Source organism: uncultured Paenibacillus sp. (genome assembly GCF_963515335.1).
Classification (GTDB): Bacteria; Bacillota; Bacilli; order Paenibacillales; family Paenibacillaceae; genus Paenibacillus_I.
Window position 1 is genome coordinate 45361 of sequence record NZ_CAUPYC010000019.1, and the last position, 12361, is coordinate 57721.

General features: G+C 53.4%; 10 protein-coding genes. 7 read left to right on the forward strand and 3 right to left on the reverse strand.

From position 1 onward, the window contains the following. Nucleotides 1-35 precede the first annotated feature (35 nt). Nucleotides 36-311: a hypothetical protein gene (locus RWM61_RS08715; protein WP_313999602.1), complete on the reverse strand. Its 276-nt coding sequence runs from the start codon at nucleotides 309-311 to the stop codon at nucleotides 36-38. Between the two features lie 103 nt (nucleotides 312-414). Further along, entirely contained in the window at nucleotides 415-1125 is a 711-nt protein-coding gene (locus RWM61_RS08720; protein WP_313999604.1) for a GDSL-type esterase/lipase family protein, read from the reverse strand. A gap of 137 nt (nucleotides 1126-1262) precedes the next feature. Here RWM61_RS08720 and RWM61_RS08725 point away from each other — a divergent pair, with 137 nt between their 5' ends. From RWM61_RS08725 to RWM61_RS08750, 6 genes are all read left to right on the forward strand, one after another. Continuing rightward, a complete protein-coding gene (locus RWM61_RS08725; protein ID WP_313999606.1) occupies nucleotides 1263-2870 on the forward strand; it encodes a response regulator in 1608 nt (535 codons plus the stop codon). Between the two features lie 8 nt (nucleotides 2871-2878). Continuing rightward, nucleotides 2879-4669, forward strand: a complete 1791-nt coding sequence (locus RWM61_RS08730; protein ID WP_313999608.1) for a sensor histidine kinase — start codon at nucleotides 2879-2881, stop codon at nucleotides 4667-4669. A gap of 203 nt (nucleotides 4670-4872) precedes the next feature. Further along, the gene (locus RWM61_RS08735; RefSeq protein WP_313999610.1) at nucleotides 4873-6315 is read left to right on the forward strand and encodes a sugar ABC transporter substrate-binding protein; all 1443 of its coding nucleotides are present in this window, start codon (nucleotides 4873-4875) and stop codon (nucleotides 6313-6315) included. Nucleotides 6316-6524: 209 nt separating this feature from the next. After that, nucleotides 6525-7331, forward strand: coding sequence for a carbohydrate ABC transporter permease (locus RWM61_RS08740; protein ID WP_399538230.1), 807 nt, complete (start codon nucleotides 6525-6527; stop codon nucleotides 7329-7331). Further along, nucleotides 7328-8161 (forward strand): carbohydrate ABC transporter permease, encoded by an 834-nt coding sequence (locus tag RWM61_RS08745; protein ID WP_313999615.1) that lies wholly within the window; start codon nucleotides 7328-7330, stop codon nucleotides 8159-8161. The genes RWM61_RS08740 and RWM61_RS08745 overlap by 4 nt, the downstream gene beginning before the upstream one ends. Before the next feature lie 25 nt (nucleotides 8162-8186). Then, the gene (locus tag RWM61_RS08750; RefSeq protein WP_313999616.1) at nucleotides 8187-9350 is read left to right on the forward strand and encodes a glycoside hydrolase family 172 protein; all 1164 of its coding nucleotides are present in this window, start codon (nucleotides 8187-8189) and stop codon (nucleotides 9348-9350) included. Between the two features lie 78 nt (nucleotides 9351-9428). Here the strand turns inward: RWM61_RS08750 and RWM61_RS08755 are convergent, their stop codons facing one another. Beyond that, the gene (locus RWM61_RS08755; protein ID WP_313999618.1) at nucleotides 9429-11723 is read right to left on the reverse strand and encodes a hypothetical protein; all 2295 of its coding nucleotides are present in this window, start codon (nucleotides 11721-11723) and stop codon (nucleotides 9429-9431) included. 228 nt (nucleotides 11724-11951) lie between these two features. Here RWM61_RS08755 and RWM61_RS08760 point away from each other — a divergent pair, with 228 nt between their 5' ends. Then, nucleotides 11952-12311 (forward strand): hypothetical protein, encoded by a 360-nt coding sequence (locus RWM61_RS08760; RefSeq protein ID WP_313999620.1) that lies wholly within the window; start codon nucleotides 11952-11954, stop codon nucleotides 12309-12311. Nucleotides 12312-12361: the final 50 nt, after the last annotated feature.

Here is a 12361-nt window from a genome sequence, read left to right on the forward strand (position 1 = left end):
GCCTGGATGCAACCCGGGCGGTTCACAAACAAGGATCAGGGTGTCAGGGTTCCTTTTTTGAAGTCGTCCAGAAGCCGTGCCGCCTGATCGACGTCTTTTTTCGCCACCTTCAGCTTGGCCGTATCGCTGTCATCACGCTCCAACCTGGTTTGGATTCCTTTGGACTTCACCTCCGCCTCGAAACGATACAGCCAATCCGCACGCTCCCCACGGTCCGACGCCAGCATTACCCATCCTCTGTTTCCCCGTACGGCCATAACGGCAAGCGCGACGACAAGAACGGCTCCAAGCGCGATCCATAACCATGCCATAGATCTGCACCACCACCTTTCTACCGTATCTTTATTCATGCACGCTTGTCTGTCATGACAATTATCCGTCGGAAAAACAAACAGCCTTGCTGCGGCGAATCGGTTACTTTCCATACAGGTCCCGCAGCAATACCGGTCTTATCGCGGATGTCCATACTTTGTATCCGCTCCTGTTCGGATGCAGCCTGTCGGCTTTGTACAGCGTGTTATTCGGTTTGCCTTTTTCATTCATGACATGAGGCGTTATATCGATGAAATGCAGACCTTCATGCTTGCGGCAAAAAGCTTGGATCCGGGCGTTCGCTTGCCTCGCTTCCGGCCAAACGCGCCATCTCAATTCAGTCGGCGTGATGGAGATGTAATAAATAGGAACCCTCGGCAGCCGTGAACGAATCTTATCGAAAAGCACGGTTACGTCCCGAAAAACCCGGCCCGCGGTATGCGTTTTACCGGGGATGCCGTTGATATCGTTCGTTCCCGCAAACACAACGACGGCTTTCGGCTTGAACGGCGCGACGATCCGGTCCGCATAACGGGTTACATCGCTGACCGTGGCTCCGCCGAATCCATGGTTGACAACCTTCAAGGGAGCCATATCGGCCGCCAGCGTCGTCCACGCCGCGATGCTGGAGCTGCCGGTAAACACGACCACACCCGCGGGGCAACGGCCGTCGTAGCGTTGTTCAATGGAGCGTATTTCTTTGTGCCATCTGCCGCCGGTATCGGTCGAATGCGCGGCCGTGTTGCGATTGGAAACGCCAAGAACCATAAGGATGATCAATACCGACAGATGCCGCCATTTTATCTTGTTCATGCCTTTAATGTTTGACGGTGGCGGATGATCTATGCAATTTGGGATTTTTGGAGTCTTGATCGACGCACCTTCGCAACCTTTTCTTTTCGTGTTATGATCAGGGAAATCATTAAACCCTGCGAAAAGGGAGGACCGACATGTATCATGTGCTTGTTGCCGACGATGAACCGCGGCACCGGAGAGGCATTGCCGATATGATCAGAATGCTGCGGCCGGATTACCTGGTTTTTACGGCCAAGGATGGGGACGACGCGCTGCGCATTATCGAGAAGAACCGCATTGATATTTTGCTAACGGATATCCGGATGCCGAACATGGACGGGCTTCAGCTGATCGAAAGTCTGGGAACGCGGATGGAGTCGATCAAGGTCGTCATCCTTAGCGTTTACGGGCACTTCGATTATGCCAGGCAGGCGATCAAGCTGGGTGCGTTCGACTATCTGCTCAAGCCGCTAGAACTGCACGATATGGCCGACATGCTGGCGAAGCTGGACAACTCATTACAAAAGGACCGTGAGCGCCGGCAGGACGGGGAAAACTTGAGGGAAAGGCTGAATTCGGCCATTCCGGTGTATGAGCAGCATCTGCTTAGCCGGTGGATGCGGTCGGCGGTCGGGGACGCGGAACTCCGCGAGATCGGGCATTTGTTTCCGGACGCCCGTGCGGGCTTCGTCGTGCTTGCAAAATTCGATACGCAACAAATCGCACAAACGTATTTGCCTTCCGAATTCGAGGAAGTAAAGGCAAGCTTCAAAGGCTGGATACAGCAAGCCCACCAAGCGCTGGGACCTTCAATCTCTTTCTATCTGGAGGGCACGGATCAGATCCTGGTTTCAGTCATAGCACGCGATAAACCGCTGGAATGGCTGATGAAACGGGATGTGGAACGGTTATTCGAGTTCATCGACCAGTTGCGCATCGAGTTCGAACTCTCGGTTTCGATCGGCGTCGGCGGGCGGGTCACCGATCTGTATAAGGACGTCTGTCTCTCTTTCGAGCAGGCCTGGAAGGCGCTTGATTACACGTTCTACAGCGGCAAGGGGAAGCTTGTTTTTCATGATGAAATCGCTTACGATCCGAACAAGCCGGCATTGAGAATGGTACCATCCGATGCGGAGATCGCCGCCGCCTTGACCCAGTCGAACCGGGAGATGGCCGTGATCGCGCTCGACTCGCTGATTACCCGGCTGCTCCACGGCGGCTATCCTTCTCCCCTTCATCTGAAGGAAAGCATTCTCTATGTCCTGATCAACCAGGTGAAGGCAAGCGAAGCGGTTCTCCGAAATGAGGAAGCGAGCAACCTGATTGCGGAGATGGAGTTCAAGATCCCGGTCTGCGCAACGTTGGATGAGGTCAAGGATCAGGCGATACATTATTTGCATCGAATCATCGACGCCGTGGAGAGCCGAAAGAACAACAAGAATCAGAGAATCATCGAGATGTGCATAGCGTATCTCGAGGAGCATTACATGGAGGATCTTTCGCTGGAGGCAACCGCAAGGAAGTTTTTTTTCAGCCCCGCATACTTCAGCAGCTTTTTCAAGGCCCATACTTCCAGGACGTTCACCGAATATTTGCTTGGGCTTCGAATGGCCAAGGCCAAGGCGCTGCTGCATGAGGGGGAAAGGAAGGTTTCGGACATCGCATTGAAAGTGGGCTTCCGGGACGCCGGTTATTTTACCCGGATGTTTAAACGGGAGACAGGTCATTCACCCGAAGAATTTCGCAAGAACGTCGTCCTGTAGGTGAGAGCATGAAACTCAAAAACAAGCTGATTTTGTCCTATATCGTCATGATTACCCTGCCTCTCGCCATTCTGGGCGCGGGGTATTACTATGCAAGCAAAGACATCATGCTGGAGCTCGCCCGCAACAATGTACTGGAAATCGTACAAAAGAACAACCAGATCATCGACGAGCGCCTCGGCATCATCGAGGACAGCAGCCTTTCCTTAATGGTGGAATGCGATCTGTTCCAGATTTTTGACGGAGGGGGACCTTCGGGGGATCTGCAACTGCTTCAGACCGACGACCGGGTGACGGGCATCCTGAATCGTTATTTCGCACAGTCCGACGATTTGTATTCCGTGGAGCTTGTGACAAAGGCGTTCGTCTATGGCAGCAAAGCCAGGAATACCTATCCGCCGGATCAATTTTACAACTCGCGTCTGTTTCAACGGGCGAAGGCTGAAAAGGGGCGGATCTCCTGGGTGCCGACCTATGATTACGCCGACATGTATCAGCTTCCGGAGCTTGCGGGCGCCGATATCGATTACCGCTACCTGTTCTCGGGTGTGAGGGAATTGAATCCTTCCTGCGTCCGAAACGATGTCATCGTACGCGCTCAGAGCGGATCGGAGAAGCCGGTGCTTGTCATGAACTTCAAAGATAACATTTACAGGGAGATATTCCAAGACAGCATTCCGATCGAAGGCGCGGTTTTCCTTGTCGTCAGCGAAGACGGAACGATCATTTCCCATCAGGACGAGTCGTTGCTTGCGCGTACCGAGTCGTCTCTCTGGGTGGAGGAAGTGAAAAACCGCGGCAGCGGGACGGCCTTCGTAACGGTCGGCGGACAGCGGATGGTCGCTTCCTTCGCCGTGTCCCAGGTAACGAACTGGACTTCGATCGTACTGATCCCGCCCAGCGCCCTAACGAAGGATATATTGAAAACGATAAACTTCTTTATCGTCACGCTCGGCGCCTCGCTGCTTGCGCTCTCGCTCCTATTCGCCTACCTGATATCCGCCAGAATATCTTCGCCGGTCAATAAGTTGCTGCTTGCTATCAAGCGGGTCGGGGGAGGAGATTTCAACGCGAAGATCAACGTGGAGGGCAAGGACGAGCTGGGCCATGTGCTGACCAAGTTCAACAGTATGAATGAGAAGGTGAAGGAGCTGATCAATGAGAATTATATCGTCAAGCTGCGCGAGAAGGAAACGGAAATTCTGGCGTTGAACATACAACTGAACCCTCATTTCCTGTACAACACGCTTAACATCATCAATTGGATGGCCGTGAACGGTGAGAAGGAGCAGGTGAGCGGCATGCTGGTCAGTCTGTCCCGCATGCTGCAATATACGACGGATAACCGCCGGGATTCCACATTTCTGAAAGATGATATAAGATGGCTGCGGGATTACATCGTAATTATGCAAAACAGATTCGAGCATCGGCTTCGCGTCGACTTCGATATCCAGCCGGAGCTGATGGAAGCCAGCGTACCGAAGCTGTTCCTGCAGCCGCTTGTGGAAAATGCGATCATTCACGGTTTCCGCGATATGGATACTGTCGGACTGATTACCGTATATGGCTGCAGACAGGAGGATGACATCCGGTTCTGCGTGGAGGATAACGGCAGCGGAATCGAGCCGGAACGGCTGAAAATGCTGCTCGGGGAAGCTTCATCGAGCGTGGGTATCCGGAATGTCGACAAGAGAATCAAGCTGTTGTACGGCAGCAGGTACGGCATCGAAATCGAGTCGGAGCCGGGACTCGGCACACGCGTCAACTTGCTCATACCTTATCAAAAGCACGCGGATTGAATCGACATCGACACCTTTTCGGACGCCGAAAGACGGCCGGGAAGGTGTTTCGTGGTTTTATGCCGGCAGGACGTTATTATTTCGGATTGATCGAAAAATCGTCCGGAAAACGGATAATTGTACAATAGGTTTTTGCGAAGAGCCGCTTTACACTAGGGATAGGCGACTGCAGCGCTTACATTCGGAGCAGGGGGAATAACCAAATGATCAAGCGATCGGGTATGGCAAGGGTATTCATCATCCTGATGATTATGGCCATTATTGCAACCGCTTGCGGAACAAGCAATAACGGAGGAAGTCAGGCAACGAATTCCTTATCGGGTGATACCGCGGACAGCACGGGGCAGAATGGCGCTTCCGCCGCAGACCAGCCATCGAGTACCGGTGAAAAGGTAAAGTTGAAGTTCACGTTCTGGGGCAGCCCGCAAGAGAAGAAAGCCGTGGAGGATGCGATTAAAGCGTTCGAGAAGAAGAATCCCAATATTACCATCGAGCCGGTTCACATACCGGGAACCGACTTCCTGCAAAAGCTGAACGCGATGATCGCCGGCAACGAAGCACCTGATATCAGTTATTCCTCCGCGTGGAAGCTGAAGATGGGCGAGGAAGGTTTGATTTACAATTTCTTTGATCTGATGAAGGACGATCCGTCCATCAGGAAAGAGGATTACCTGCAGTACGGCTGGTGGAACTGGGATACGGACAAGAGCGCCGGGCCTTATCAAGCTTCCGTTGTGCCCAGCCTGATGTACAATGTCGACATGTTCAAGGAGGCCGGAGTGGAGCTGCCGCCTACGAAGGCATCGGAAGCATGGACATGGGATGAATTTGTTGAAGCCGCCAAGAAGCTTACGATCGACCGCAACGGCAAGCGTGCCGGCGAAGCAGGCTTCGATCCGAAGAACATCAAGCAGTATGGCGTGAAGTTCAGCTTGAATTGGATCTCGTACATGCCGCTTGTTCTCTCCAACGGCGGCGATTATTTGACGGAAGACGGCAAAGAGCTGGGACTCGCGAAGCCGGAAGCGGTCGAAGCGATCCAGAAGATCGCCGACCTGATCAATGTATACGGAGTCGCGCCTTCTCCCGTGCAAGCGAGCAGCATCCCGGCTCCGGCCACGGCTCTCCAATCCAAAAAGGTTGCCATGGTTATCGACGGCAGCTGGAACCATCTCGATCTCAGCAAAGCAAATATTAACTGGGGTGTCGGCGTGCTTCCGGTTTTGAAAGACTATAAATCATTTTTCCTCGGCGGGTCGCTCATTATTTTCAAGAGCACGAAGTATCCGAAGGAGGCATGGGAATTTACCAAGTTCCTTACGGACCCGAACAACGTGCTGGAGATGCATCAGGGGCTCTGGATGCCGCAGCTGACCAACTGGTATGAAGATCCGCAATTGATCGACAAGTGGGCGAGCGAGGAGCTGCCGGGCCGACCACAAGGCTTCCAGGATGCCGTCATGCGTGCGACGTTCGAGAATGCGGAGCCGTCACCGGAAAACAATGTGAGAAACTTCGTGGAGATTGACGCGGCGGTAACGGCTGCATTGGATCAGGTGTGGCTCGGAACCAAAACCGCCGAACAAGCTTTGAAAGAAGCGGAAAGTAAAATCAAGCCGCTTATACAAGGCACGTATTTGAAATAACGAACCGTTGCCGGTAGGCGGCTCCGCATGAACCGGGCGGAGCCCCTTCTGCAGCGGTTCGACAGAGAGGAAACTTGCTGATGGCAGTCATCGCTTCCCGTATAGAGGCACGTACGGATAAGAAACGCAGGTCCTATAAAAACGAGCTGAACGGCGTCCTCTTTGCGCTGCCGGCCATTCTGGGCTTGCTCATCTTTACCCTTGGACCGATGATTTACAGCTTGTACATGAGCTTTACCGACTATTCCGGCTCGAATACGCCGGCCTTTGTCGGACTCGACAACTATACGAGAATGTTCAGCGGTGAAGACCAATATTTCTATAAATCGCTAGGGGTGACCGTTTATTTCGTCATCCTGAGCGTGCCGACCGGCATCATCTATTCGTTTCTTCTGGCGCTTCTGCTCAACCGGGACGTTAAAGGAAAGGCATTTTTCCGTACGATCTTTTATCTGCCGTCCATCGTGCCGATCATTGCCATCTCCTTCATCTGGTTGTGGCTGCTGAACCCGGATCTCGGCCTCGCAAACGAGGTGCTCCGTTCGGTCGGGCTGCCGGGCAGCCAGTGGATTTTTGGGGAGAATTCGGTCGTACCGTCTCTGGCCATAATGAACCTGTGGACGACGGGCGGGACGATGATCATTTTTTTGGCGGGCTTGCAGGACATACCGCGTTCCCTGTATGAGGCAATCGAAATGGACGGCGGTTCCCGGCTCGATAAATTATGGCATATTACCGTTCCAATGATGACGCCGACCATCTTTTTCAACCTGATCATGGGCATCATCAACGGTTTCCAGATTTTCTCGCAGGCCTACGTCATGACGAACGGGGGACCTAACAACGCGAGCCTGTTCTACGTCTTCTATCTGTACCGGGAAGCGTTTCAATTCTCGCGGATGGGAAGCGCCAGTGCCATCGCATGGGTATTGTTCGTCATCATCATGGCGCTGACTTATTTGGTCTTCAAGACGTCGCGAAAATGGGTGTATTATGAAGGAGATGGAACACGATGAGCAGCACACGATGGTTTGGAGACGGAGTGGTGTACCTTGTGCTTCTGGCTGGAAGCGCGTTCAGTCTTCTGCCGCTGATCTGGCTCGTTCGCAGCTCCCTGATGGACATGGGCCAGATTTTCGAAATGCCGCCCGTCTGGCTTCCGGATCCGTTCCGGTTCTCGAATTTCAGTGAAGCGCTGACGATCCTGCCGTTCGGCCAATATTTCGTAAATACGTCCATTATCGTCGTTTTTACGATGCTTGGGGTTATCATTACCTGCTCGATCAGCGCGTACAGCTTCGCGCGGATGACATGGAGGGGGCGGGACCTTATTTTCGGCCTGCTGCTGTCCAGCATGATGCTGCCGTATGCCGTAACGCTCATTCCGACGTTCGTCGGCTGGAGCAAGCTGGGATTGACCAACACGTTCATTCCGCTGATCGCTCCGGCTTGGTTCGGCGGCGGGGCGTTCAATATTTTTCTCCTGAGGCAGTTCTATCTCAGCATTCCGCGGGATCTGGACGAGGCGGCGTATGTGGACGGCGCCGGCCACTGGAGAATATTCCTGTCGATTATCGTTCCGTTGACCAAGCCTGCCTTGATCGTCGTCGGCCTGTTCACCTTCCTGGCTTCGTGGAACGATTTCCTGGGCCCGCTTGTTTATTTGAACAGCGAATCCAAATATACGCTTGCACTGGGGCTTCAGCAGTTCAAAGGGATGTACGCCGCGGAATGGCACCTGATGATGGCGGCTGCTACCGTCGTGCTGGCTCCGGCGATCATCGTGTTTTTTATCGGTCAAAAGTATTTTGTGGAAGGCATCACACTCACGGGCATCAAAGCCTGATCGCAGAAGGAGCGGGAAAACGACTATGAACATGAGTCAACTGTATTTGCGCCAGGAAGGCGTATCGCGCCGCCAATCAAGCTGGGACACGACCGGCGGCAACAAGGACTTTCTCGTCATCGGGGCGAACCGTACTGCAGTGATTGCAGAGGTGGAAGGGTCCGGCGTCATTCGGCACATCTGGATGACGATCGCCTCGCAGGACAAATACTCGTTCCGCAAGGTGCTGATCCGCATGTATTGGGACGACGAGACCGAGCCGAGCGTGGAATCGCCGGCCGGCGATTTCTTCGGCGTCGGGCACGGCGTCGCCAGTCATTACGTCTCCATGCCGCTCAACATGATTACGACCCAGGGAGTTATCGAGAACAAGGCGGCCATGAACTGCTTCTTTGAGATGCCTTTCCGCAAGGGCGCCAGAATCGAAATCGTCAATGAATGTGAACATGACATGGTGCTGTATTATTACGTGGACTACGTCGAAAAGCCGGTATCGGACGAAAGCTTCTATTTTCATGCGTCGTGGCGGAGGGAGAACCCGACGAAGGGTTTGATGGACCTGTCCGTCCTGAAAGCGGAGCATGACAAGCAGGACAAGGCGAATTTCTCCGACCAGAAGGTATACGAGATCAAGAACCTCAGCGGCGACGAAAACTATGTGCTGCTGGATGCCGAAGGGGAAGGGCATTACGTGGGGTGCAATCTCAGTATCGACCATCTCAATCCGATGCCGGGGTTCAGCTGGCCGGGCGAAGGGGACGACATGTTTTTCATCGACGGCGAGCCCTGGCCCCCACGCCTTCATGGAACGGGTACGGAGGATTATTTCTGCGCGGCCTGGGGGTATCCGTCCGGCAAGTACGACAGTCCGTATCATGGCTTGTCCCTGTATGCGCCGATCCGTGAAAACGGCGATGCGTGGAAGGAGAGCAACACGATTTCCTTCAACGATTACTCCGGTAAAATGACGCAGTACCGGTTCCATATCGTGGATCCGATCATTTTCCGCAAATCGATCCGCTTCAGCATGGAGCACGGCCATGGAAACGCACAAGCAAACGACTATTCGTCGGTAGCCTACTGGTACCAGCGCGAGCCGCACAAAGCCTATCCGGACATGCTGCCTGTCGCGATGCGGCTGCCGCTGCCGGAGAAGGAAAGCGCCAGACTGTTCTATCGCACGTTCTAATTGAGTCGGCGCTTATTTGCCGCAAAAAGCAGTCCCTTCGGCCAAGTTGAGCCGAAGGGGCTGTTTGCTGCTTTTCAACTAAACGATCACCGTTTGCGCCTTAACCGTAAATGTTTTCGTGTCGCCCGGCTGTAGCGTCTCATTGAAGATCAGCGTGGCGCGCCCATTCCGGACGCCATGCCTTGCGGGCGAGGCCTCCATGCCGCTGTTCATCTCCGTCACAGCACCGTCGGGCCGACCGACAGGCAGTTCGATCACCGCAGTAATAGCCTGCGGCCCGTAGCTGGTTACAACGGCCTCCGTCACCCCGTCTTCTGTTCGGTAAGAGACGCTGAAGGTTTGGGAGCCCAACCGGACACGGTCCCATGAGAATGAGCTTGTAGGACTGAACGGGCGAAAGGACAGCTGCTTTGCGGGGGCATCATAGGCAAGCCCGAGAATCTCCGAGATGAATAGACCGGCAAACACGCCAGAAGCCCATCCGCATTTGCCGCACGTATTGTGACGGACGACGTCGCCGTAAGCGGCGCCATTCTTGTAGGGCCACCACCATAGGGAGCCGTCGGCATCGGTCAGCTTGCGGATTTGGGTGAAGTAGCCGTCTTCTCCGCTCATGGAATCCGCATCCGTGATCATTCCCATGCCGCTCATATAGCCGGGGAAGGTGCAGGCCGAGTGGTCTCCCCACTGAATGCCCCTCGATTCCGCATTATAAGTAGGGTTGGCGGTGCTCAACGAGAAACGCATGTAGTTGCCGTAGGTCGGTTCGTCATACGACGTGTAGCCGTAGAGCGGCATCAGTATCGTGTCCGATTCTTCGCCGTCGTGATGCATCAAGTCGATTTGGCCGTTCTCGGTCAGGTTCATAATAAACTGCATGCCGAAACCATCGTAGGCGCCTTCATATTTCTTGGCGTCGTCCTTCAGCTTGTCGGAGGCGGACATGCTGATTCCTTCGACATATTGGGGACCGAATGGGCCTTCCGCAGTCGCAAGCCGTTCCAAATCGTCTTTTATCCGAGCGGCGATATCCCGGTAACGTTGCGCCGCCTCTGTGTCGCCGAATACTTCCTCCACGACGCGGGCGTAGTGAAAGAAACAACCCCAGGCAATGACGTTGGAGCCCGTGTGGAAATCACCGAGAGAATAAGCATCAGACAACCATACGGAAGGGAATAGCCATGGTCCGTCAGGTTTTCTGGCGCGGATCGTTTGTTCCAGCAAGGCCCGAACTTTAAGATCAAGATCCGGACGGTCCAGAAACAGCCGTTTGTCTCCGGTAGTACGGTAATAAAGACCGGCCATCATCACGGATGACAAGGAGTTGCTGAGGGAGTGGGTGATGCCGCCTTCATACCGGTTGCCGGCCGGACGAACCCCATGCTCCAGGAACCAAAGCATACCTTGCTTGAACAGCTCGGGCTCCATCATGTGAAACGGCAGGAACGAGTAATACATATCCTTGTTCCATATGAATTCCGTGGTCGGGTAGGTTCCCCAGTTGGAGCCCGCAATGACGCCATGCCCGTCCATACCGATGGAACCGAAGCACTGAAGGACCGCACGTTCATAAAATTCCGCAACGAAGGGGTCATTCTTCATCTGCAGGGTGCCGGTGATGCCCTTGAAATAGGCCCAAGTTTCGTTCAACCAGTACAAGGAGCCTTTCTCATCGACGAGTTGCAGCGTTTTTTCGCCTGGCGGGTAAATGACGGAAGGCACCCATACGTTCTGTCCGGGAGACAGCTCGAAGGAAATAATGCCGCTCTTGTTCTCCAGATCCGAAGCATGGACGCACAGCTCGGCCCCTGAGAATAATTGGCCGGCCGATACGTCGGGGGATGGAAGCAGCACGTCGCCGCGCACGATTTCCTGCGATAGATTTTGCAGATGAAGTCCATAGACGAGCCCCCGAAGGCGGAGGGTACCGTCTGCCGAGACCGGCGTATAGGTGACGAGCGTGGCTTTCACCGCGTCAAATTGAAATTCAGTGACCGGGAACAGATTGCCGAGGAGCGAAGTGGCATAAGGGAGGTCGTCCAGACCGAGATCGATCAGATTGTCACCCAGCTTCAGCTTGAAGCCGTACGGACCGGTTTTCTTGAAATCCTTGCACATCCATACCCCGGGAATGTTGTCGCTGTAATAATTGCCGTGATAGACAGATACGAATTTGATGGATCCGTTCATGTTGACGTTCACCAGCGTTTTGTTGTTCGAGATATCGAAGGTCAACTCGGGATCGGGCAGCTTTCGTCCGAAAAAGCTCATTTCGTCGTGCGCAGCATAGCTGCCGTCCTTGTAGGTTACGCCGAAATAACGGCTCCTCGGCTGGGTCAGTGCGTCGTTCACGGATAGAAAGGGATGCGACATGATCCTTCTCCTTTGCGTCGGTGGATTTAGCGGTCTGCAGCGCCTTTCTTCATTATTGGAGATGGCCGGGATTAATGATATAGGAGATGTTTTCGGAAGTAGGAGAAAATATAGCGCTTTCACAAGACGTATTTGTGCGCGCATAATAATAATGGCAGGTTCGGGACAAACGTGCCATAATCTTGTTATCCAATCAAATAACCCTGAGGTGTTAAATGGTGACGATCTATGCACTTTAAAAAAATACAGACGAAAGTTTTTTGTGCTATGTTGATTACGTCATTGATTCCGGTTGGGATTATTTCCGCCATCCTTTTTTTCATGATCAAGCAGACCATCGATACGGAAGTGTCGGTCTCGACCAACCGTACGGCCGTGGATATCCAAGAAAAAGTGGAAGAATATTTCCTTAATTTAGAGAATGGGGTTTACAACATCTATTACAACACCAAATTATTGAAAGCGCTTCAAAACGGGAGCCGGATTCAGGCCGACAACACCGACGATTATGAGGTCTCTCAGGACATTCGCCGATTCTTCGCTTCCCTGTATAACTTCAGCAATATAAACGATATTCTGGGCATGTAACTATTCAGTAAACCCGCTTAAATAAGCTGAAGCTGTTTTCGGAATTGCTT